25 protein-coding genes, 1 other RNA gene and 2 riboswitches are annotated in these 22,217 nt (G+C 69.2%); of the genes, 14 read left to right on the top strand and 12 right to left on the bottom strand.

Annotated elements, in window-relative coordinates:
* Positions 1-6 precede the first annotated feature (6 nt).
* The 8 genes from D577_RS0104005 to D577_RS0103975 form a co-directional block, all read right to left on the bottom strand.
* Entirely contained in the window at positions 7-528 is a 522-nt protein-coding gene (locus tag D577_RS0104005; protein ID WP_026288903.1) for a DUF3368 domain-containing protein, read from the bottom strand.
* Positions 510-854 (bottom strand): UPF0175 family protein, encoded by a 345-nt coding sequence (locus tag D577_RS0104000; protein ID WP_018946282.1) that lies wholly within the window; start codon positions 852-854, stop codon positions 510-512. Before D577_RS0104000 ends, D577_RS0104005 begins: the two co-directional genes overlap by 19 nt.
* Positions 855-1,007: 153 nt before the next feature.
* Positions 1,008-1,685 (bottom strand): glutathione S-transferase N-terminal domain-containing protein, encoded by a 678-nt coding sequence (locus D577_RS0103995; protein ID WP_018946281.1) that lies wholly within the window; start codon positions 1,683-1,685, stop codon positions 1,008-1,010.
* Positions 1,685-2,179, bottom strand: coding sequence for an EVE domain-containing protein (locus D577_RS0103990; RefSeq protein WP_018946280.1), 495 nt, complete (start codon positions 2,177-2,179; stop codon positions 1,685-1,687). The genes D577_RS0103995 and D577_RS0103990 overlap by 1 nt, the downstream gene beginning before the upstream one ends.
* Positions 2,180-2,197: 18 nt before the next feature.
* Positions 2,198-2,866: a 5-formyltetrahydrofolate cyclo-ligase gene (locus tag D577_RS0103985; protein ID WP_026288902.1), complete on the bottom strand. Its 669-nt coding sequence runs from the start codon at positions 2,864-2,866 to the stop codon at positions 2,198-2,200.
* Between the two features lie 41 nt (positions 2,867-2,907).
* Positions 2,908-3,093, bottom strand: a non-coding RNA gene (gene ssrS, locus D577_RS13935) — 6S RNA.
* A gap of 92 nt (positions 3,094-3,185) precedes the next feature.
* Entirely contained in the window at positions 3,186-3,539 is a 354-nt protein-coding gene (locus D577_RS0103980) for a cell division protein ZapA (protein ID WP_018946278.1), read from the bottom strand.
* Positions 3,536-3,772 (bottom strand): cell division protein ZapB, encoded by a 237-nt coding sequence (locus tag D577_RS0103975; RefSeq protein WP_018946277.1) that lies wholly within the window; start codon positions 3,770-3,772, stop codon positions 3,536-3,538. Before D577_RS0103975 ends, D577_RS0103980 begins: the two co-directional genes overlap by 4 nt.
* Positions 3,773-3,911: 139 nt before the next feature.
* Between D577_RS0103975 and D577_RS0103970 the strand changes: the two genes are divergently transcribed.
* The 10 genes from D577_RS0103970 to gcvPB all read left to right on the top strand — a co-directional run bounded on the left by D577_RS0103970 (position 3,912) and on the right by gcvPB (position 14,187).
* Positions 3,912-4,199 (top strand): hypothetical protein, encoded by a 288-nt coding sequence (locus D577_RS0103970; protein WP_018946276.1) that lies wholly within the window; start codon positions 3,912-3,914, stop codon positions 4,197-4,199.
* Positions 4,199-4,750 carry a UPF0149 family protein gene (locus D577_RS0103965; protein ID WP_018946275.1) on the top strand — a complete coding sequence of 184 codons (552 nt, stop codon included), beginning with the start codon at positions 4,199-4,201 and terminating at the stop codon, positions 4,748-4,750. The genes D577_RS0103970 and D577_RS0103965 overlap by 1 nt, the downstream gene beginning before the upstream one ends.
* Complete coding sequence (gene pepP, locus D577_RS0103960; protein WP_018946274.1) at positions 4,747-6,087, top strand: Xaa-Pro aminopeptidase; 1,341 nt, start codon at positions 4,747-4,749, stop codon at positions 6,085-6,087. The genes D577_RS0103965 and pepP overlap by 4 nt, the downstream gene beginning before the upstream one ends.
* Before the next feature lie 21 nt (positions 6,088-6,108).
* Positions 6,109-7,398: an FAD-dependent monooxygenase gene (locus D577_RS0103955; protein ID WP_018946273.1), complete on the top strand. Its 1,290-nt coding sequence runs from the start codon at positions 6,109-6,111 to the stop codon at positions 7,396-7,398.
* Entirely contained in the window at positions 7,395-8,591 is a 1,197-nt protein-coding gene (locus tag D577_RS0103950) for an FAD-dependent oxidoreductase (RefSeq protein WP_018946272.1), read from the top strand. The genes D577_RS0103955 and D577_RS0103950 overlap by 4 nt, the downstream gene beginning before the upstream one ends.
* 107 nt (positions 8,592-8,698) lie before the next feature.
* A riboswitch (glycine riboswitch) is annotated at positions 8,699-8,808 on the top strand.
* Positions 8,809-8,816: 8 nt separating this feature from the next.
* Positions 8,817-8,913: riboswitch (glycine riboswitch) on the top strand.
* A 92-nt stretch (positions 8,914-9,005) separates the two neighbouring features.
* Positions 9,006-10,109, top strand: a complete 1,104-nt coding sequence (gcvT, locus tag D577_RS0103945) for a glycine cleavage system aminomethyltransferase GcvT (protein WP_018946271.1) — start codon at positions 9,006-9,008, stop codon at positions 10,107-10,109.
* Between the two features lie 65 nt (positions 10,110-10,174).
* Positions 10,175-10,567: a glycine cleavage system protein GcvH gene (gene gcvH, locus D577_RS0103940; protein ID WP_018946270.1), complete on the top strand. Its 393-nt coding sequence runs from the start codon at positions 10,175-10,177 to the stop codon at positions 10,565-10,567.
* A gap of 85 nt (positions 10,568-10,652) precedes the next feature.
* Entirely contained in the window at positions 10,653-12,011 is a 1,359-nt protein-coding gene (gcvPA, locus tag D577_RS0103935) for an aminomethyl-transferring glycine dehydrogenase subunit GcvPA (protein WP_026288901.1), read from the top strand.
* Between the two features lie 53 nt (positions 12,012-12,064).
* Positions 12,065-12,592: a thiol peroxidase gene (tpx, locus tag D577_RS0103930; protein WP_018871265.1), complete on the top strand. Its 528-nt coding sequence runs from the start codon at positions 12,065-12,067 to the stop codon at positions 12,590-12,592.
* Positions 12,593-12,675: 83 nt separating this feature from the next.
* Positions 12,676-14,187 (top strand): aminomethyl-transferring glycine dehydrogenase subunit GcvPB, encoded by a 1,512-nt coding sequence (gene gcvPB / locus D577_RS0103925; protein WP_018946268.1) that lies wholly within the window; start codon positions 12,676-12,678, stop codon positions 14,185-14,187.
* A gap of 139 nt (positions 14,188-14,326) precedes the next feature.
* Here gcvPB and D577_RS0103920 read toward each other — a convergent pair whose 3' ends face one another.
* Positions 14,327-15,511: a zinc ABC transporter substrate-binding protein gene (locus D577_RS0103920; protein ID WP_018946267.1), complete on the bottom strand. Its 1,185-nt coding sequence runs from the start codon at positions 15,509-15,511 to the stop codon at positions 14,327-14,329.
* Between the two features lie 25 nt (positions 15,512-15,536).
* Here D577_RS0103920 and D577_RS0103915 point away from each other — a divergent pair, with 25 nt between their 5' ends.
* The gene (locus D577_RS0103915; protein WP_018946266.1) at positions 15,537-16,427 is read left to right on the top strand and encodes an ATP-binding cassette domain-containing protein; all 891 of its coding nucleotides are present in this window, start codon (positions 15,537-15,539) and stop codon (positions 16,425-16,427) included.
* Positions 16,427-17,251, top strand: a complete 825-nt coding sequence (gene znuB / locus D577_RS0103910) for a zinc ABC transporter permease subunit ZnuB (RefSeq protein WP_018946265.1) — start codon at positions 16,427-16,429, stop codon at positions 17,249-17,251. Before D577_RS0103915 ends, znuB begins: the two co-directional genes overlap by 1 nt.
* Positions 17,252-17,257: 6 nt before the next feature.
* On the opposite strand, the gene D577_RS0103905 is transcribed toward znuB, so the two are convergent.
* From D577_RS0103905 to lgt, 3 genes are read right to left on the bottom strand one after another with little or no spacing between them, the layout of a single operon-like run.
* Positions 17,258-17,752, bottom strand: a complete 495-nt coding sequence (locus D577_RS0103905) for a dihydrofolate reductase (protein ID WP_018946264.1) — start codon at positions 17,750-17,752, stop codon at positions 17,258-17,260.
* A gap of 3 nt (positions 17,753-17,755) precedes the next feature.
* Positions 17,756-18,589, bottom strand: coding sequence for a thymidylate synthase (locus tag D577_RS0103900; protein ID WP_018946263.1), 834 nt, complete (start codon positions 18,587-18,589; stop codon positions 17,756-17,758).
* Between the two features lie 9 nt (positions 18,590-18,598).
* The gene (gene lgt, locus D577_RS0103895) at positions 18,599-19,417 is read right to left on the bottom strand and encodes a prolipoprotein diacylglyceryl transferase (protein WP_018946262.1); all 819 of its coding nucleotides are present in this window, start codon (positions 19,415-19,417) and stop codon (positions 18,599-18,601) included.
* 115 nt (positions 19,418-19,532) lie between these two features.
* On the opposite strand from lgt, the gene D577_RS0103890 reads away from it, so the two are divergent.
* On the top strand, positions 19,533-21,566 hold the full coding sequence (locus D577_RS0103890; protein WP_018946261.1) for a thioredoxin domain-containing protein: 2,034 nt from the start codon (positions 19,533-19,535) through the stop codon (positions 21,564-21,566).
* Between the two features lie 96 nt (positions 21,567-21,662).
* Positions 21,663-22,076: a rhodanese-like domain-containing protein gene (locus tag D577_RS0103885; RefSeq protein WP_018946260.1), complete on the top strand. Its 414-nt coding sequence runs from the start codon at positions 21,663-21,665 to the stop codon at positions 22,074-22,076.
* The last annotated feature ends 141 nt before the right edge of the window (positions 22,077-22,217 follow it).

Genomic DNA, 22,217 nt, shown 5'->3' with positions numbered 1-22,217 from the left:
GACCAGTCAGCGACCAGCGCCCCTGCCCTGTTCGCCTTCGCTTTCGCCGACGCGGTCAAGCACCGTGCGTATGACGTCGGCCGCGATGCGGAACTCCGATTGGTGAAGCCGTTCGAAAACCGCGCGCGCGGACGGGATCAGACCCTGGCGGCGCGCCATCCCGATCACGGCGGCGGTACCCGCCACACGAATACCGGCCTCAAGGGCAAGGGCGCGGCCCATCCGTTCATCCATGAGCACCAGGGCGGGTTCATCGTGGCCGAGGGCCATCCGGATACAGGCTGCTTCGCCTTCATCCAGTTCGGGTAACGGTATCGACGAACGCGGTCCTTCCCGGAGGCACAGCCAGCCGGCGTCCAGCGCGGCGGCGATGGCGGATTCCCCGGGCCTCTCCTGTCCGGGCAGCACCTCGCGGGCGACTTCCTCCGGAATCCCGACCGTCCCGAACAGACGGGGCAACCATTCCAGCCCATCCACGAACGAAAGCCCGATCAAAGGGCTGGCGTCACTCAGGACGAGGCGAGCCATTCGTCGAGGGTATCCATGTCGTGGTCCGCTTCCGTGCCATTCAGGTCCACGACGGGAATCCCGAGCCGGGAAAGATGGCGCGCGAAGTCGGCCGTGGCGAACTCGGCGAGACGCGCCGCACGCGCGAGGGAGAGGTGCCCGTCACGGAACAGGGCCGTGGCCAGAGCCACCTTTACACCCGGCGCGTCGAGTTCCCCCGCATCGTTCAATCCCAGGATGAGGGCATCGGGACGGTCCCGGTTCATGACCAGTACCGGCGTTTCGTGGGACTTGCGCAGGGCGCCGGTGGGATTGTTCTTGAGGCCGCTAACGTTCACGACTTCCATGGGAATCCTCCATGGGAATAGTAGTCAGGATCAATACTAGTCCTGTCCATGCTTCCCGGCAATCCGCTCAGCTTCTCGCTGTGGTAGTCCTCGATGGCGAGGTTGCGCACCCGGGAGCTGGCGCGGCAATGACGCGGCGCGGGGCGGGGTGGTTCAACGGGCGAGCCACCGGGCGTCGAGCCGGGTGGCGAAGGTCTCCTCGACGCGGCGCAGGTAGTACATCATGTCCACCGGCAGGTTGATGCCGTCGTGCATCTGCAGGGGGTAGAGGTCGGCGGCGATCACGCAGTCGGCGATGGAGGGGTGGCCGAGGTAGAAACCATTGGCGGCCAGGTGGCGGGCGAGCTCGGGCAGGCGGCTCAGCCGGGCCAGTTGCTGGTAGCCGTCGTAGCGGTCGTTCGCGAGTTCTTCCAGGGTCATGCCGAAGCGGTGCTGCACGTTCGCCTTGAAGTCGGCGAGGGCGTCGGCGTCCTCGCCGATGCCGTGGTAGCCGGGGGCCAGCGGGGCGTACAGGCGTTCGAGGACCACGTCCACGCGGGCACGCCAGTCGAGCAGGGCCTGCCAGGCGTCTTCGGCGATGATCCCCGCGGACAGCGGTTCGCCGCTCGGGAACAGCTCGTCGATCGCGCGCAGGGCCGCCGTGGTGTCGGTATGCAGGCCGCCGTCGTCGGTGGCGAGCACCGGGGACTGCCGCGCGATGCCCAGCTCGAAGAAGGTCTCGTCGTCGAACCAGTCGACCGCGCGGGTCTCGAGCGCCGCTCCCTTGTACCCGCAGGCCAGGCGGATGCGGTCGGCCTTCGGGTCGTGGGCGAAGTGGTAGAGGGTCGCCATCAGGCGGAGCCCCGGTTCGTCCCGCCCCGGGTCTGTCCGCGTTTCGCGTTGGCGAGGATGAAGTCCCACTGATCCTCGGTCAGCGGCATCACCGACAGGCGGTTGCCGCGGCGCACCAGCGGGCAGTCGGCCAGCTCCGGCTGCTGCTTGAGCCAGTCGAGGGTGAGGATGTCGTCGAATTTCTCCTCGAAGGCGACGTCCACCCGCAGCCAGCGCGGGTTGTCGGGATCGCTCTTCGGGTCGTAGTGCTTGTCCTCGGGATCGAACGCGCAGGAGTCCGGGTAGGCCTCGTTCTCGATGCGCATGATGCCGACGATGCCCGGCGGCTTGGCGTTGGAGTGGTAGAAGAAGGCGAGATCGCCCTTCTTCATCTGGTCACGCATCATGTTGCGCACCTGGTAGTTACGGATCCCGTCCCAGGGTTCCACGCCCACGCGTTCGAGATCGTCGATGCCGAACTCGTCGGGTTCGGATTTCATCAGCCAGTAGCCCATGTCGTCGCGTTCCTTGAATCAGTCGTTGTCAGGTGTCTGCAGGGTCGCAGTGGCCTGTCCGTGCCGGGGGAATACATGCCAGCCGGTCTCGGTGACCACGGCATCCAGCGGCACGTCCCAGGGCTGCACCGGCAGGGCCTCGACCTGCTGCAGGCCATGGGCCACGCCGATCAGGCGCGGGCGGTGGATGCCGAAGCGCCGCCGGGCGAAGTAGCGGTCGTAGTAGCCGGCGCCCATGCCCATGCGGTTGCCGTGGCGGTCGAAGGCGACCAGCGGCATCAGCACCACCTGCATCTCGCGGCGCCAGACCTGCGGCGCACCGGGGCACGGCTCGGCGATGCCGAAGCCGTTGTGGCACAGGCGGTCTTCGGGATGCCATTCGTGGAAATGCATGCGGCCGTCGCGGCGGGTGTCCATCACCGGCAGGGCGATGCGCGTGCCGCGCCGGGCCAGGGCGCAGGTCAGCGCGGTCAGGTCGACCTCGCCGCGCAGGCCGCGGTAGGCGCCGATGCAGCGCGGTTGCCAGCGTTCCAGCCATTTCAGCAGGTGACCGCTGATCGCGCGGTTGTGCTCGGCCAGACGGGCATCGGACAGCGCGGCACGCCGACGGCGCAGTTCGCGCCGGAGCCGGCGGGCGTCCTCGCGGGCGAGGGCGTCGATATCGGGGGCGTGCGCGGTGGTGGACATGGCCGTGGGGGTCATGGGGATCGGCAGGAAAAAAGAGAGGACGCGCCCCGCGGGCGCCGTCGTGGCCTTCGACCTTGAACCAGCGGTTCAGGTGGGAGAAGTCTCCGGATCTTTAGGCTTTCCGCTCGGGGGCGGACCTGCACAGCGAAACGGAAGAACTCGGTCCCTGGGTGTTGCATTAAGGCTCAAGGGTACCACCCGGCCACGTTCGAACGCCGCAGCGACGCGTCCGGGGTCATTATGGACCAGATGCGGGGGGAATGCTCAAGCGCCGTGCAAAAGTTTCGGGCAGGCGGGCAAACTCCGGTCGGGTCGCCGCTCAGGACTGCGGCGGCCTGCCGGTCTCCGGATTGGGCCGGGTGTCGCTCTCGCGTCCGAGGTTCTGCTCGATGCGTTCGGCCAGCGCATGCAGGCGTTCGGGGGCGTCGGCCCCGCCCTTTTTCATCCGTTCCAGCTCTTCCTGGCACTCGAGCTTTTCGTGGGCGAGGTTGAGCGCGACCATCACCGCGATGCGCTCGGCCCCGACCACGCGCCCGCCGTCTCGCAGTTCGCGCATGCGCTCGTCGATCAGGGACGCGGAGGCGAACAGGTCGGCGCGCTCCTCGGGCGGGCAGGCGACGTGGTACTCCTTGCCCATGATGGTGATGCGGACCGGTTCGGAAGACTGGCTCATTCGGACTGCTCCATCGACCGCAGGCGGGCGATCATGGTCTCGACCCGGTGACGGGCCTGTTCATTGCGTTCGCGGTACGTGGCCCGCTCGGTGCGCAGCTGGCGGACCTGCTCATGCAGCGCCCGGTTTTCCTCGCGCAGTTCGGCGTTGTCGTCCAGCAGGCGCAGGATCGCGGCCTCGAGACGGTCGAGGGCGTCGGGCGCGTGGCTGCCGGAAGAAGCGCTGTCGGACATGGCGGGGCGGGCCTCGGGCTTGAAAAACGGGAGCGAAGTCCCTGAATAACGGAGTCTAGGAGGGGGTTGGCGGAACCGTCAACCGAAACACCGGCGGGTTGTGTTGCGACCCGCGCAGGGGGTGGCCAGAATATGACCCATGACACAGCCTCCCGAACCCGCACCCGACGCCACAATCATCGAAGGCACGGCCCACAACGGCAAGCCGTGCCGGGTGGTGGACAACACCGGCACGATCCCGCGCGGCGAGCTGGAACAGTTGCTGGAGGACCTGGTCCGCGACAAGCGCTTCGGCCTGACGGCGCTGTCCGCGACCGGTTCCAGCGAGATCCGCCTGGGCGAGCCGCAGTTCACCCATCTGCAGATGGGCGATGATCTTTATCGCTTTCTGCTGTTTCCCTACGAAGCCCGTCTGGAGGCCTTCTGATGGCGCAGCCCTGGGAAGAACGCCTGGCCCACGGCCTGCGCACCATGGGGTTCGCGCAGACCCCGGCCTCGGCCCATGGCCTGATCACCGGCTGCCTGGTGGCGGACCCCGAGGCCGGCAATGACCTCCTTATCAAGTCGCTGGGCGAGGCGCTGCCGCTGACCGAGAACCCCGCCGAGGCATTCGACCGGCTGGTGGACGAGCTGCGCCGGCATCTGCTGGCGCAGCTGTACGACATCGAGCTCGGTTTTGCCCCGCTGGTGCCGGAGGATGCGGAGATCGAGACCCGGGCCCAGGCGCTGTCGGAATGGGCCGACGGCTTCATCAGCGGGCTGGGGCAGACGCCGCGGCTGGGCGGGCTCAAGCCGTCGGCCGAGTCGGCGGAGATCCTGCGGGATCTGGCCGAGATCGCGCGCATGGACCCCGAACCGGAGGACAGCGAGGCCTCGGAGAAGGACTTCGAGGAGCTGTCCGAATACGTGCGCGTGGGCGTGCTGCTGATTGCCGACGAGCTGGCCCCCGAGAACCCGACCCGGATCCCGATGCAATGAGCCGCGCGCCGCAGATCCCCGCCGGTGAGCTGGCCCGTCGCCGCCAGCGCCTGATGCGCGCGGCCGGGCGCGATGCCCTGATCGTGATCCCGGGCGCGGTGGAGACCACCCGCAACCGCGACGTCGAATACCCGTTCCGGCAGAACTCCGATTTCCTCTATCTGACCGATTTCGAGGAACCGGACGCCATCGCGGTGCTGGCCCCGGGGCGCGAGGCCGGGGAATACATCCTGTTCTGCCGCGATCGGGACCCGAAGATGGAGACCTGGACCGGACGCCGCGCCGGGCCCGAAGGGGCGATGGAACGGTTCGGTGCCGACTGCGCGTTCCCGGTGGACGACATCGACGAGATCCTGCCCGGACTGCTGGAGAACCGCCGCGAGCTGTGCGCGCCGTTCGGCCGCGACGAGGGCTTCGACCGGCGGCTGTTCGGCTGGCTGCAGCAGGTGCGCCGGCGCGCGGCGCGCAGCGGGGTGCGGGTGCCGCACGAGTTCGCCGCGCTGGAACACCACCTGCACGAGCAGCGCCTGTTCAAGAAGGCCCCGGAACTGAAGATGATGCGCCACGCCGCGGCGATCTCCACCGGGGCGCACCGGCGCGCGATGCAGGCCTGCCGCCCCGGCATGACCGAATACCAGGTGGCCGCCGAGATCACCCACGAGTTCCACCGCCACGGCACCGAGGCGGCGTATCCGTCCATCGTCGGCGGCGGCGAGAACGGCTGCATCCTGCACTACATCGAGAACCGCGACGTGCTGCGCGACGGCGATCTGTTGCTGATCGACGCCGGTTGCGAGCACCGCGGCTATGCCTCGGACATCACCCGCACCTTCCCGGTGGGCGGGCGCTTCGGCGGGCGCCAGCGCGAGGTCTACGAGATCGTGCTGGACGCGCAGCGCGCCGCCATCGACGCGGTGCGGCCCGGGCATCACTGGAACGATCCGCACGACGTCGCGGTGCGCGAGCTGACCCGCGGGCTGCGGGATCTGGGCGTGCTCGAGGGCGAGCTGGATGCGCTGATCGAGGACGAGGCGTATCGCCCGTTCTTCATGCACCGTACCGGTCACTGGCTCGGGCTGGATGTCCACGACGTGGGCGACTATCGCGTGGGCGGGGTCTGGCGACAGCTGGAGCCGGGCATGGTGATGACCGTCGAGCCCGGCCTGTATTTCGGCCCGTACTGCGAGACCCCGGAGGACCTGCGCGGGATCGGCGTGCGCATCGAGGACGACGTGGCCGTGACCCGCGACGGGCACGAGGTGCTGACCGAGGCCTGTCCGAAGACCGTGGAGGCCATCGAGGCCTGCATGGCCGACGGCGCGGCCGGACGTCGCTGAAACCGGGGCAGAGGGAGGCGCATGGAGGCCACCGTGAATCGCGGAACTCAAACTCAAACTCAAACGCAAACCGAGACCGACATCGCCGTGGTCGGCGGCGGGCCGGTGGGCGGGCTGATGGCCTGCACCCTGGCACGCGCCGGCTACACGGTGAGGCTGTTCGAACGCGGCCCGGCGCCGGATCCGGAGCATCCGCGCGAGGACACCCGTGGCTATGCCCTGGCGGCCGGCTCGGTGACCCTGCTGGACGATCTCGGCTACTGGGCGGAGCTGGCGACCACGGCCGCGTCCATCCGGCGCATCGTGGTCAGCCGCCGCGGCGGGCTGGGCCGGGTGCGCATGGACGCCGCGCAGATGGGCCGCGAGGCCCTGGGTCAGGTGGTGCCGGCCGCGGCGCTGGATCCCCTGCTGGCGCGGGCCCGGGATGCGGCGGGGGTGGCCAGTCATCACGCCACCACGCTGGCGGGTGTGGAGGCCGCCGAGGACGGCGCGCGCCGCCTGCACCTGGAGGGTCCCGACGGGGCGTGGTCCTGCCGCGCGCGGCTGCTGATCGCCGCCGACGGCGTCGGCTCGCCGACCCGCGAGGCGCTGGGCATCCCGGTGCAGCGCCATCGCTACGATGCCGATGCCCTGGTGTTCGACGTGCGGCCCTCGCGTGCGCATGACGGCGAGGCTTTCGAACGCTTTACCGACGAGGGGCCGCTGGCACTGCTGCCGCAGGCCGACGGGCGCATGAACGTGGTCTGGGTCGCCCCGCCGGAGGTCTGCGACGCCCGCCTGGAACTGGACGAGCCGGCCCGCATGGCGGCGCTGCAGGAACGTTTCGGCTGGGCGCTGGGGCGGCTGCACCCGGCGGGGGACGTGCTGCGCTTCCCGCTGCAGCGGATGCATGCGCCGCAACCGTTCGCCGAACGCGCGCTGCTGCTGGGCAACGCCGCCCACTCGGTGCATCCGGTGGCCGGCCAGGGGCTGAACCTGGCGCTGCGCGACGTGGCCGATCTGCTGGGCGTACTGCGCGAGGGCGCGCAGCCCGACGGGCGCCCCGCGTTCGTGGCCGATCCCGGCGGGCGGCACGTGCTGGAGGCCTGGGCGCGCCGGCGCGAGGGCGACATCCGCCGCATCGTCGGGGTGACCGATTTCCTCGCCCGCGGGATGCGCCATGTTGACGGACTGCTGGGTCACGCGCTGGGCCTGGGCATGATGACGGTCGACCGGGTGCCGCCGCTGCGCGATGCCTTCGCGCGCGGGGCGATGGGGCTGCGGCCGGTGCCGCGGCATACCCTGTCGCGACTGCCGGAGGCGCGGGCATGACGCGCGCTGGCGAGCCGCTGGACGTGCTGGTGGTCGGCGGTGGCGCCACCGGCCTGGCCACCGCCCTGGGCTGCGCCCGCGCGGGCATGCGGGTGGCGGTGCTGGAGCGCGGACCGGCACCGGCGTTCGATCCGGCGACCGCGCCGGTGACCCGGGTGGTCACGCTCAACGCCGCGGCCATGGGCCTGCTGGATCGTCTGGGGGTCCAGGAGGCCCTGGCGGCCAACCGCGCCCATGCCTTCTCCGGCATGCAGGTGTGGGACGCGCACGGCCCCGCGCATATCCGCTTCGACGCGGATGATCTGGGCGTGCCCGAACTCGGCTGGACGGTGGAGAACGCAGCGCTGGAGGCGGTGCTGTGGCAGGCCCTGCGCGAGCGTGGCGTGGCGCTGTGGCCGGAGACCGCGTGGCGCAGCGTGGACCTGCGGCCCGATCGGGTGGATGTCTATGCCGAGGGGCATGCGCCGCTGGCCTCGGCGCGCCTGGTGGTGGCGGCCGACGGGGCACGTTCGGCCCTGCGCGAACGTGCGGGGATCGCAGTGGACGAGCGCCCGTACCACGCGCGCGGCGTGGTGGCCACGGTGGAGACCGCGCAGGGGCACGGCGACACCGCCTGGCAGCGTTTCGACGACGAGCGCATCCTGGCCTTCCTGCCGCTGGGCGACGGGCGCTGTTCCATCGTCTGGTCGCTGCCGGAGATCGAGGCCGACGACGTAATGGCGATGGACGATGGCGCATTCATCGACGCGCTGTCGGCGGCGATCGATGGCGGTCCCGGGCCGGTCACCGGGGCCTCGCCGCGCGCGGCCTTCCCGCTGGTGGCGCGGCATGCGCGTGACTACTTCTCCGGGCGGGTGGTGCTGGCCGGGGACGCGGCGCACACCATCCACCCGCTGGCCGGGCAGGGGCTCAATCTGGGGCTGGCGGACGTCGACGCCCTGCTGCGCCAGCTGGCCGGCCCCAACCGGCGCGATCCCGGTGATCCGCGCGGGCTGCGCGCCTACACCCGCGCGCGGCGCCCGGAGAACGCGATGATGCAGCGCGCGATGGACGGCTTCCGCCTGCTGTTCGGCACCCGCCGTGCCGGTCTGCCGGAGCTGCGCGGCGCCGGGGTGCGGCTGGTGAACGGGCTGGTCCCGGTCAAGCGCCAGCTCGCGCTGCGCGCGTTCGGGCTGGACGGCATCCGCCGCTGATCTGATCCATGGACCCGATCCCATGGACCCGGCGTGAACCGGGGCATTGGGTTCCGGCGCCGGATCGCCTATAATTGATCTCACGCCAGCGGGGTACGAAAGCTCCGCACATCATCCTGGAAGAGTTCTGCCGCGCCGCGCCTCGGGCGCGCGCCGCAGACGCCGAAGGCGCAACATCCGCCCGGAATCGCTCAGGCTTCAGGACCGGGATGATGAAACGGCGAACTCTGGAGAGCGGCCGGCAGACGGCCCACCGAAGGGGGCGATCGCCCGGGTCCACAAGGACCGCGGGGCGCGCAAACTCTCAGGTTTCAGGACAGAGGGGCGGCCGGCAGTGATCCTGCCGGCCGCCCTTTTTTTATGCGCGGATGACCGCGACGCCATCGACGCCGGAACAACTGCAGGACGAAAAGCATGACGCTGAAGAAAACCCCGCTCCATGCCGCCCACGAACGCGCCGGCGCCAAGCTGGTCGATTTCGCCGGCTGGGAGATGCCGCTGCATTACGGCTCGCAGATGGAAGAGCACAAGAAGGTGCGCGCCGGCGCCGGCATGTTCGACGTGTCGCACATGCGCGTGGTCGACATCCACGGGCCGCAGGCGCAGGCCTTCCTGCGCTATCTGCTGGCCAACGACGTGGCCAAACTGAAGACCGAGGGCCGCGCGCTGTACAGCTGCATGCTCAACGAGCGCGGCGGCGTGATCGACGACCTGATCATCTACTGGCTGGGCGGGGATGCCTACCGCGCGGTGGTCAACGCGGGCACCGCCGACAGCGACATCGCCCACATGCAGGCGGTGGCGCAGGACTTCGATCTCAGCGTCGAGCCGCGCCCGGAATTCGCCCTGATCGCGGTGCAGGGTCCGCAGGCCGTGGACAAGACGCTGCCGCTGCTGCCGGAAGACCTGCGCGGCGCGGGCGAGCTCAAGCCGTTCTCCGCGCTGTGGAACGACCAGTGGTTCGTTGCGCGCACCGGCTACACCGGCGAGGACGGCTTCGAGGTGATGCTGCCGGCCGCGGAGGCCGAGGGCTTCTGGCAGGCGCTGCTGGACGCCGGGGTCGACCCCATTGGCCTGGGCGCCCGCGACACCCTGCGTCTGGAGGCCGGGATGAATCTCTACGGTACCGACATGGACACCGAGACCAGCCCGCTGACCGCCAACCTCGGCTGGACCGTGGCGCTGAAGGACGGCGAGCGTGATTTCATCGGCCGCGCGGCCGTCGAGCGCGAGAAGGCCGCGGGTGTGCAGCAGCGCCTGGTGGGCGTGGTGCTGGAGGGCCGCGGCGTGCTGCGCGGCGGCACCCGGATCGTGACCGACGCCGGCGACGGCGAGGTGACCTCGGGCAGCTTCGCGCCCAGCCTCGGCATGTCCGTGGGCTTCGCGCGGGTGCCGGCCGCCGCGGCCGATGCCGAACGCCTGGAGGCGGAGATCCGCGGGAAGCACCTGCCCGTGCGGGTCGTGCGCCCGGGCTTCGTGCGCAACGGCGAACCGCTGATCGAACTGCCCTCCGGCTGATGCGAGCCATACAATTTTAGTGCGCTACACTGCGTACCGGGTTTCAACGCTATAAGGAAGACGCCATGAGCGAAGCACCGAAGGATCTGAAGTACACCAGGAGCCACGAATGGGTTCGTACCGAGGACGATGGCACGGTGACCATCGGCATCACCGATCACGCGCAGGAGCTGCTGGGTGATCTGGTGTTCGTCGAGGCCCCCGAGGCCGGCAGCAGCCTGGAAGCCGGAACGGCCTGTGCCACGGTCGAGTCGGTCAAGGCCGCCTCCGACATCTATGCCCCGATCGGGGGCGAGGTGACCGAGACCAACGCGGAGCTGGAAGACAGCCCCGAGAAGGTCAACGAGTCGCCGTTCGAGGATGGCTGGCTGTTCCGGATGAAGCCTGCGAATGCCGCGGACCTGGACGCCCTGATGGACGCGGACGCCTACGCCGCGCACGTCGAAGCCGAATCCTGAAGCCACTGGTGGCGGCCGAACCCCGGTGTCCGGCGGACACCGGGGCGCCGCCGAAGAACTTCGCGTCAGCGAAAGCGAGAAAGTCATGCCGTTTATTCCGCATACCGAAGAAGACATCCGTTCGATGCTCGAGCGCATCGGCGCCGACTCCGTGGAGGATCTGTTCGACGAGATCCCGGCCGGACTGCGCGCGCCACCGCTGGAGGGCATCCCCGAGGGTCTCAACGAGATGGGGATCACCCGCCTGATGCAGGAACGGGCGGCAATGGACGGCATGCCGCTGAATTTCATTGGCGCCGGGGCGTACGAGCACCACATCCCGGCGGCCGTGTGGCAGATCGCCACCCGCGGCGAGTACTACAGCGCCTACACGCCCTACCAGGCGGAGGCGTCACAGGGCACGCTGCAGCTGATCTACGAATACCAGACCATGATCAGCCGTCTCACCGGCATGGAGGCCTCCAACGCCTCGCTGTATGACGGCGCCTCCGCACTGGCCGAGGCCGTGCTGATGGCGGTGCGCGTGAACCGCCGGTCGAAGAGCAAGCGGGTGCTGGTCCCGGGTGCGCTGAATCCGGTGTACCGCCGGGTGATCGACACCCTGATCGGCAATCAGGGCATCGAGCTGGTCGAGGTCCCGTTCGACGAGACCACCGGGCAGACCCCGGTGGAGGCGCTGGCCGCGCACGCCGACGACGACATCACCGCGATGATCATCAGCCAGCCGAACTTCTTCGGCATCCTCGAGGATGTGGACGGCCTGACCGGCTGGGCCGAAGAGCGCGAGATCCCGGTCATCGGCGTGGTCAATCCGGTCTCGCTGGCGCTGCTGAAGCCGCCGGGCGAGTGGGGCAGCCAGGGCGCGGACATCGCCGTGGGCGAGGGCCAGCCGCTGGGCGCGCCGTTGTCCTCCGGCGGGCCGTACTTCGGCTTCATGACCACGCGCAAGAAGCATATCCGGCAGATGCCGGGGCGCATCGTCGGTCGGGCCGAGGACGCCGACGGCAAGCCGGGCTTCGTCCTGACGCTGCAGGCCCGCGAGCAGCACATCCGCCGCTCCAAGGCCACCTCGAACATCTGCACCAACCAGGGGCTGGTGGTCACCGCGGCGACCATCCACATGTCCATGCTGGGCGACGAGGGGCTGACCCGGGTGGCCGAGGCCTGCTACGCCAACACCCATGCACTGGTGGAAAAGCTCGCCGCGAAGGGCATCAAGCCGCGCTTCACCGGTGAGTACTTCCACGAGGTGGCGCTCGACTTCGGCGGCAATGCCGCCGGGCAGCTGCAGGCGATGGCGGATGCCGGCTTGCTCGCGGGGCACGACCTCGGCCGGGACTATCCGGCGCTGGACGGCTGCGTGCTGGCCTGCGTGACCGAGACCAAGAACGAGAACGATCTGGAGCAGTACGTGGCTGCCTGCGAGCAGGCCCGCGCGGCCTGAGCGGGGAGCCACTCCACGCGACGTGCCATACCCCAACCGCCGAGGAGGCTGACATGGCCGAGACCAAGCTAGAGGGCAACACGATCCACACCAACGGCGACCTGCCCCACGTGGGTTCGCCGGCTCCGGACTTCAACCTGACGGGCAAGGACCTCAACGATGTCTCGCTCGCCGATTTCGGCGACAAGCGCAAGATGATCTACATCGTGCCCAGTCTCGACACGCCGGTGTGTGCCGAGTCGACCAAGAAGATCAACCAGTTCGTCGAACAGCGCCCCGACGTGCATGCACTCATCGTCTCCGCCGATCTGCCCTTCGCGATGGACCGTTTCTGCTCCGTGGAGGGGCTGGAGCGCGTCACGGTGCTGTCGATGATGCGCGATCGCAATTTCGCCAGGGACTACGGCGTGCTGATCCAGGACGGACCGCTGGCCGGGATCACCGCCCGCGCGATGCTGGTGCTGGATGCCGACAACCTGGTGATGCATGCCCAGCTGGTCCCCGAGATCGGCGACGAACCCGACTACGACGCGGTCTTCGCCGCGCTGGACGATCGGGCGACGCTGAGCCCGACCCAGTAACGCGACAGGCCTCCGGCGCGCCTCGCGCGGTGCAGATCCGCCGGGGCGCGCCGTCTACCCGAATACCGAAGCGAGAAACCGCCATGAACACCACGGAAACCAAACTGATCTTCGAACATTCCCACGCCGGTCGCTCCGCCGTGGCCCAGGCGCCGCAGGAACACGCGGCCACGGCCATCCCCGCGCACCTGCGGCGGAAGTCGGCGCCCGGCCTGCCGGCCGCCTCGGAGCTGGACGTGGTGCGTCACTACACGCGGCTGTCGCAGAAGAATTTCTCCATCGACACCGAGTTCTATCCGCTGGGCTCGTGCACGATGAAATACAACCCGCGCGCCTGTAACAGCCTGGCGATGCTGCCCGGGTTCCTGAACCGCCATCCGCTGGCCCCGGCCAGCCACAGCCAGGGCTTCCTGCAGACCATGTACGAGCTGCAGGAGATGCTGCGCGAGGTCACCGGCATGCAGGACGTGTCGCTGGCACCGATGGCGGGCGCGCAGGGCGAGTTCACCGGCGTGGCCATGATCCGCGCCTACCACGATGCCCGCGGCGACACCGAGCGCCGCGAGATCATCGTCCCCGACGCCGCGCACGGCACCAACCCGGCCACCGCGATCATGTGCGGCTACGAGGTGCGCGAGATCCCCACCGACGAGACCGGGGACGTGAACCTCGAGGCGCTGCGCGAGGCCGTGGGTCCGCAGACTGCCGGGATCATGCTCACCAACCCGTCCACCGTGGGCGTGTTCGAGCGCCGCATCGAGGAGATCGCGAAGATCGTGCACGAGGCCGGCGGCCTGCTGTACTACGACGGCGCCAATCTCAACGCCATCCTCGGCAAGGTGCGTCCGGGTGACATGGGCTTCGATGTGATCCACATGAACCTGCACAAGACCTTCTCCACGCCGCACGGCGGGGGCGGTCCGGGTTCCGGCGCGGTGGGTGTGGGCGAGCGGCTGCTGCCGTACATGCCGGTGCCGCACGTGGAAAAGGACGGGCAGGGCGGCTACCAACTGGCCGAGGAGGCCGACCGTCCGGAAACCATCGGCCGGCTGTCCGCGTTCATGGGCAACCCCGGCGTGCTGCTGCGGGCCTATGTCTACATGCGCATGCTGGGTCGCGAGGGCATGGTCCGGGTCGCCGAGTTCGCCACTCTCAACGCCAACTACCTCGCGAGCGAGCTCAAGGCGGCCGGCTTCGATCTGGCCTACCCCGAGCGCCGTGCGACCCACGAGTTCATTGTCACCCTGAAGAAGCAGGCCAAAGAGTCCGGCCTGACTGCCGGCGACGTGGCCAAGCGGCTGCTGGATCACGGCTTCCACGCCCCCACCACCTACTTCCCGCTGCTGGTGCCGGAATGCCTGCTGGTGGAGCCGACCGAAACCGAGGCGAAGGAGACCCTGGACGCCTTCGTCGAGGCGATGGCCTGCATCCTCGCCGAGTCGGCGGACGACATCGACACCATCAAGTCGTCGCCGCACAACCTGCCGAACCGCCGCTTCAACGAAGTGGCCGCGGCCAAGGCCCTGGATGTGGCGTATCAGGAATCGGCCGGCGATGCCGCTGGCGCGCAACCGCGCAGCGGCACCCACGGCTGAGGCACCATCCGGGCGGGCTTCTTCCGGGCCCGCCCACCTGCCCCTTTCGCCTGCAAGCAGGCTCCTACATGGCATGTACCGGCCCGTAGGAGCCTGCTCGCAGGCGAATGCCCTTTGCGAATGCCCCGGCCGACGGGGCTTATTCGCGCTTCATGCAGTCGAGGAAGCCGTCGGCCAGGTCGTCCATCAGTTCGAACCAGGCGTCCGGGCCGGGCTGGATGTCGACGCCGACCGGGTCCAGCTCTCCGAGGCGGGTTGCGTGGCCTTCCACGATGGTCTCGGCCAGCGCCGGGCGGAACTGCGGTTCGGTGAACAGGCAGGTGACATCGTCCGCGGACAGGCGATCACGCAGTTCGCTGATGCGCCGTGCCCCGGGACTGCGGGACGGGTCGACGGTGATGGAGCCGGCCGCGTTCAGGCCGTAATGGGTCTCGAAATACTGGTAGGCGTCGTGGAACACCACGAAGGGCTCGCCGCGCACCGGTTCCAGGCGCTCTTTCAGGTCGGCATCGAACTCGTCGATGCGTCCCAGCATGCGGTCGCGGTTGTCTTCCAGGGCGCCGGCCTTGTCGGGGAAATTCTCGCCGAGTCGGTCCGCAAGCTGCGTCACGATCGCCCGGGCGTTGTCGGGTGACAGCCAGATGTGGGCGTCCTGGTGGCCATGTGCGTGCTCCTGGTCATGCCCGTGGTCATGGCCGTGGTCATGGCCGTGGTCATGGTCATGTCCGTGGTCGTGGTCATGCCCGTGGTCGTGGTCATGCCCGTGGTCGTGATCATGTCCGTGGTCGTGATCATGTCCGTGGTCGTGATCATGTCCGTGGTCGTGATCATGTCCGTGGTCGTGATCATGCCCGTGCTCATGGTCATGGCCGTGGTCATGCTCACCGCCATGTCCTTCTTCGCGGGCCTCCTCATGCGCCGCATCATGATCGTGATCGTGGTCGTGCGGTTCCCAGACCCCGCCCGAGCGCGTGGGCAGCAGATCGAGTTCCATGTCCTCCATCAGCGTCACGACCGTGGTACCTTCTCCCCGATTGCGCAGGGGTGATTCGAGGAAGGTTTCCAGGTCGGGCCCGACCCAGACCACTACGTCCGCATTCTGCAGACGCCGGGCCTCGGAGGGACGCATGGAGTAGCCATGTGGCGAGGCGTCCGGCGGCAGCAGGACATCGGCCTCCATTACGTCGTCCACCAGGCCCGCGACCAGGCCGTGGATCGGGAGGATGCTGGAGACCACCCGCGGGTCGTCCGCCTGTGCGGGTACGGCCAGCGTGGCGCTGGCGACCAGGGTGCCGGTGAGCAGGGGGAAACGTTTGCGCATCATGACCGGGGCTCCGTCTGGGATCTGGATGTTATACAATACCATCATGTTCGCGAGCGTCCACAACTGGTTACGCGGTCACCGCGCGGGCCGCCATCCGCGGCCGCGCCCGGAGCGGGGTTCCGGGCCGCTGGTGGCGGCCCGCGAGGTGACGGTGGAGCGGGGCGGACGGACGATCCTCGACCGGGTGTCGATGGCGGTGCACGCGGGCGAGGCGGCGATGATCATCGGCCCCAACGGGGCGGGCAAAACCAGCCTTCTCCGCGTGCTGATGGGATTGTGGCAGCCGGATGGCGGTCACGTGGAACGGGTGGCGGATCTGCGGGTCGGTTACATGCCTCAGCGGCTGCAGATCGAACCGGTGCTGCCGCTGTCGGTTTACCGCTTCCTGCGCATGCGCCAGCGGCTGCCGCGGCGTGAACTGCTGGCCAGGCTGGAACGGGTAGGGGTCGGGCACCTGATCGATTCGCCGATCCAGTCCCTGTCCGGTGGCGAGACCCAGCGGGTGCTGCTGGCGCGGGCATTGCTGGGCGAGCCCGATCTGCTGGTGCTGGACGAACCGGCCCAGGGGGTCGACGTGGTCGGGCAGGGCGACGTGTTCGCGATGCTGGACGACATCCGCCGCGAGTCCGGCTGCGGGGTGCTGATCGTCTCGCACGACCTGCATTTCGTGATGGCCGGAGCCGAGACGGTGATCTGCCTGAACCGGCATGTCTGCTGTACCGGAAACCCCGAAGAGGTCTCGCGCCATCCGGAATACCGGCGCCTGTTCCCCAGCGTGGATCTGCGGGGTCTGGCGGTCTACACCCACGATCACAATCACGTGCACGGCCTGCACGGCGAGGTGCGCCCGCTGGATGGAGAGGGCACGGACACCTCCTGCAACGATCCGCAACACGGTCCGGGGTGCCGTCACTGATGGACATCGCCGGCTGGCTGGACGACTTCCTGGTGCGCGCCGTGCTGGCGGGCCTGATGGTGGCGGTGGTTGCGGGGCCGCTGGGTGCCTTCGTGGTGTGGCGGCGCATGGCCTATTTCGGCGACACGGTGTCGCATTCGGCGCTGCTGGGGGTGGCCCTGGGCTTTCTGCTGGGGCTCAACCTCAACCTGATGGTGACGCTGGTCTGCATCGCCATCGCGGTGCTCCTGGTGATCCTGCAGCGCTATCAGGAGCTGGGCTCGGACACCCTGCTGGGGATCCTTGCCCACAGCGCCCTGTCGCTGGGGATCGTGGCCGTAGCCTTCGTCGAGGGGCTGCGGGTGGACCTGATGGCCTATCTGTTCGGCGACATCCTCGCGGTGGGGCGTGAAGACCTGCTGGCGATCGCCATCGGCGGGCTGATCGCGCTGGTGCTGCTGATCGCGCTGTGGCGGCCTCTGCTGGCGCTGACCGTGCACGAGGAACTGGCGCGGGTGGAGGGCGTGCGGGCCCTGCCGGTGCGCCTGGGCATGATGCTGCTGATCGCGCTGGTGATCGCCGCGGCGATGCAGGTGGTCGGGGTGCTGCTGATCACGGCGCTGATGATCATCCCGGCGGCCACTTCACGACGTTTCGCCCGCACCCCGGAGCAGATGGCGATCCTCGCCGGGGTGCTGGGCATGCTCGCGGTGGGCGCGGGGATCGCGGGCTCGTTCCAGTGGGATACCCCCACCGGGCCGAGCATCGTGGTCGCGGCCCTGCTGGGGTTCATCCTCGTGCAGCTGCTGCCCGCGCGGCTGCTGCCGCGCTTCGGCACGCGCTGATCCGGCTCAGCGCCGTTCCAGACGCTCGAAGGTGAACGCGCAGGCGTGGTGCTCGTCGGCCGGGTGGTATTCCGACTCGGTCAGCGTCCATTCCGCGGGATCGATGGCGGGGAAATACGTATCGCCGGGATGGCGTTCGTGCACCCGGGTCAGGTGCAGGACCCGGGTGCGCGGCAGGGCCTCGGCGAACAGCCCGGCACCGCCGATCACGAATGCCGGACCCGAATCGATATTCGCCAGCGCTGTGTCCAGATCGGGAAAGACCTCGACGCCCTCGGGTTGCTGCCAGTCGGTCTGCCGGGTCAGCACGAGGTTGCGGCGCTTCGGCAGCGCCCGGCCGATGGATTCGAACGTGCGCCGGCCCATGATCACCGGATGGCCGGCGGTCACCCGCTTGAAATGCCGCAGGTCGTCCGGCAGCCGCCACGGCAGGTCGTTGTCGCGCCCGATCACGTGTTCCGGGTCCAGCGCCACGACGATGCGAATCTCCGGGGTAGTCATGGCTCAGATGGCGATGGGGGCGCGGATGGCGGGGTGGGACTGGTAGTCGCGGACCTCGATGTCGTCGAAGCGGAACGCGAACAGGTCGCGCACCTCCGGGTTGAGGTGCAGGGTCGGCAGCGGCAGCGGTTCGCGCTCCAGCAGGGTGTCGACCTGCTCGGCGTGGTTGGCGTAGAGGTGCGCATCGCCCAGGGTATGGACGAATTCGCCGGGCTCCAGGTCGACCACCTGCGCGATCATGTGGGTCAGCAGGGCATAGCTGGCGATGTTGAAGGGCACGCCCAGGAACACGTCGGCGCTGCGCTGGTAGAGCTGGCAGGACAGCCGGCCGTCGGCCACGTAGAACTGGAACAGGGCGTGGCAGGGGGCGAGGGCCATGCGCCCGGCTGCGGCGTTCTCCTGCGGGGCACGGGTCTCGTCCGGCAGGTCGGCGACGTTCCACGCCGAGATCACGTGGCGCCGGGAGTGCGGGCGGGTGCGGAGGTTGTCCAGCAGCTCCGTCAGCTGATCGTGGGTGCCTCCGTCGGGCAGTGGCCAGGAACGCCACTGGGCGCCGTAGATCGGGCCCAGTTCACCGCTCTCGGTGGCCCATTCATCCCAGATGGTCACCTTGTTGTCGCGCAGATAGCCCACGTTGGTGTCCCCCGCGAGGAACCACAGCAGCTCATGGATGACCGAGCGCAGATGGGTCTTCTTGGTGGTGACCAGGGGGAAGCCCTGGGCCAGATCGAAGCGCATCTGGTAGCCGAACACCGAGCGCGTGCCGGTGCCGGTGCGGTCCGGGCGGTCGCTGCCGTGGTCGCGGATGTGGCGGACGAGGTCCAGATATTGCCGCATGGTGCGTCCTCAGGGCTTCCCGGGGGTGTCCGGGCGGGGTTCGGGCAGGGGGTTGCGGCGCGACCAGACGATCAGGCCGAGGCCGAACAGGATCACCGGCAGCGACAGGACCTGGCCCATGGTCACCCAGCCGAAGGCGAGATAGCCGATGTGCGCGTCCGGTTCGCGCACGAACTCCACCACGAAGCGGAACGCGCCGTACAGGGTCAGGAACAGGCCCGAGATCAGGCCGGTGCGCCGCGGCTGGCGCGACACCAGCCACAGCACCACGAACAGCACCACGCCTTCGAGAAAGGCCTGGTAGAGCTGCGAGGGATGCCGGGGTACGTAGTCGGCCGCGGGGAAGACCATCGCCCACGGCAGGTCGGTGGGCTTGCCCCACAGCTCGCCGTTGATCCAGTTGCCCACACGCCCGGCGCCCAGCCCGATCGGGATCAGGGGGGCGACGAAGTCGGTCAGGCGGAAGAACGGAACCTGGAGCCGGCGGCTGTACAGCCACGCGGCCGCCAGGACGCCGATCAGACCACCGTGGAAGGACATGCCGCCCTCCCACAGGCGGATCAGGCTTAGCGGGTCCGCCAGCACGCCATCGAAATTGTAGAACAGGGCGTAGCCCAGGCGGCCGCCGATGATCACGCCGATCGCGCCCCAGAACAGCAGGTCGCCGACCTGTTGCGGCGACAGCGGGTCCCAGTCGCGCGAACGCGCGCGCCAGACGCCCAGCCCCCAGAAGGACAGGAAGCCGACGACGTACATCAGCCCGTACCAGTGGATGCTGACCGGGCCCAGGGAGAACGCGACCGGATCGATAAACGGGTGAACAGGCATGGGCGCTTGCGGTGGCCGAAACAGCCGCACATCCTACCGGTCCTGCAAGGCATTCGCACGCATCGGGACCGTCTTCGTCCCGGCTTTCGCCACCCACGTTTCCAGGGAGGTCGCCATGAACCGTCTCGCCGGCGCCAGCAGCCCGTATCTGCAACAGCACGCGGACAATCCCGTGGACTGGTACCCGTGGGGCGAGGAGGCCCTGGAGCGGGCGCGGACCGAGGACAAGCCGATCCTGCTGTCGATCGGGTACTCCGCCTGCCACTGGTGTCACGTGATGGCGCATGAATCCTTCGAGGATCCGGCGACCGCGGAGGTGATGAACCGGCGCTACGTGAACATCAAGGTGGATCGCGAGGAGCGGCCCGATCTGGACCGCATCTACCAGAACGCGCACATGCTGCTGGCGCAGCGCCCGGGCGGCTGGCCGCTGACGGTGTTCCTGACCCCGGATCAGGTGCCTTTCTTCGCCGGGACCTACTTCCCGAACACCCCGCGGCACGGCCTGCCGTCGTTTGTCGATCTGCTCAACCGTGTGGCCGATTTCCTCGCCGAACACCCGGAGGAGATCCGGCGCCAGAACGATTCCCTGCAGCAGGCGCTCACGCGGATCTACAACCCGGAGGGCGGCAGCATCCCGGCGCTGAGCGTGGTGGACAAGGCCCGCGCGGAACTGGCGCAGAGCTTCGACGCGGAGCATGGCGGTTTCGGCGATGCGCCCAAGTTCCCGCATCCGGCCTCGCTCGACTGGCTGGCCTGGCATGCGGCCCGCCATGGCGACGGCGAGTCCCGCCGCATGCTGGACGCCACCCTGGACGCGATGGCCGCCGGCGGGCTGTTCGACCAGGTCGGCGGCGGGTTCTGTCGCTACTCGGTGGACACCCGCTGGATGATCCCGCATTTCGAGAAGATGCTGTACGACAACGGGCCGCTGCTGGGGCTGTACGCCGAGCGCGGCGCGCGCGGCGATGCCCGCTCGCGGCGGGTCGCGGAGCAGACGGTGGCCTGGCTCGAGCGCGAGATGCGGGATGCCAGCGGGGCCTTCTGTTCCAGCCTGGACGCCGATTCCGAAGGCGAGGAAGGGCGCTTCTACGTCTGGGATCCGGAGACCGTGGAGTCGCTGCTGACGGCCGAAGAATGGGCGGTCGCGGCGCGCGTGTGGGGCCTGCAGGGACCGCCCAACTTCGAGGGCCGCTGGCACCTGCACGAAGTGGTGCCGCCGGACACCGTCGCGGATGCCCTGGAGATCGCCCCGGAGGAAGCGGCGGCCCGTCTGGACCGGGCGCGCGAGCGGCTCCTGCGGGCACGCGAGGAGCGCGTGCGCCCGCATCGCGACGACAAGCTGCTGGCGGGCTGGAACGCACTGATGATTACCGGCCTGGCGCGCGCCGCCCGCGCGCTGGATCGTCCCGACTGGCTGGCGCTGGCACAGGACGCAATGGCGGCGGTGCGGCGCCTGCACTGGCACGACGGCCGTCTGTACGCCAGCTATCGCGAGGGGGCGACCTCGGCCATGCCGCGCGCCTGCCTCGACGACTATGCCGCGCTGCTGGAGGCCACCCTGGCGCTATTGGAGACCGAATGGGACAGCGAGCTGCTGGAATGGGCCGTGACCCTGGCCGGGGCCCTGATGGAGGACTTCCACGATGATGCCGGCGGCGGCTTCTTCTACACCGCGCGCGATCACGAGACGCTGATCCAGCGGCCCAAGGTGTATTCCGACGATGCCATGGCCGCCGGCAACGGGATCGCCGCGCAGTGCCTGATCCGGCTGGGGCACCTGCTGGCCGAACCGCGCTATCTGGAGGCGGCGGAGGGTGCCCTGGCCAACGCCGGGCCGATGATCGAGCAGGCGCCGATGGGCCACATGAGCCTGCTGGTGGCGCTGGACATGCATTATCACGCCCCGCCGCTGGTGATCCTGCGCGGGCAGGGCGAGGTACTGGCCGACGCGCGCCGGACGATCGCCGCCGCCGATGGCGCGGCGCGGGTCTTCCCGGTACCCGACGATGCCCGCGATCTGCCCGACGCCCTGGCCGGCAAGGCACCGCGCGAGGGCGGACCGCGCGCCTGGCTGTGCCGCGGGCTGCACTGCGAACCGCCGGTGGACGACCCCGCGACGCTGGCGGAGCGCCTGGCGGTGGAGTGAGCGGAGCTCGCTTGAAATCGGCCGCAAAGCCCGCAGACTGTCAGGGTTGTCCGTTTATCCCGAAACCGAAACGAACCCGAAGAAAAGGAATGCCCCATGAGCGAAAAGCTGATGAAGGACTTCGTCGCCGCGGCGCGCGAAAACATCCGCGAGATCTCCCCGGAAGAGCTGCACGAGGCGCGGCAGAAGGGCGAGGACTGGACCCTCGTCGACGTGCGCGAACCTTATGAATACGAACGCGCCCACGTGCCGGATTCGCTGCTGATCCCGCGCGGCCTGCTGGAAGGCGCCGCCGACCCCAATACCCCGCATCGCATCGAGGCGCTGTACTCCGCGCGCGAGAAGCCCGTGGCCATCATCTGCGCCACCGGCGGGCGCGCTGCCCTGTCGGTCCTGCGCCTGCAGGAGATGGGCTTCAGCAACGTGGTCAACGTCGCCGGCGGCATGAAGTCCTGGGAGGGCGAGGACCTGCCGGTCGAATCCGGCGCCTACACCGGCCAGCTGCCGTAGGCCGACCGAACTCCCCGCATTTTCGCGCGACCGGGCCCCGGTGGTATTCCACGGGTCCGGTCCGCCGGCCTGCGCGCGTTTTCCGGCCACAGGCGTAAGCGGGTCTCGTTTACCATGGGCGGCGCGATCGGGGCACGCGCA

It is taken from the genome of Thioalkalivibrio sp. AKL17, from assembly GCF_000377885.1.
GTDB classification, from domain to species: Bacteria; Pseudomonadota; Gammaproteobacteria; order Ectothiorhodospirales; family Ectothiorhodospiraceae; genus Thioalkalivibrio; species Thioalkalivibrio halophilus.
This window is presented reverse-complemented; position numbering and strand designations above follow the sequence as displayed.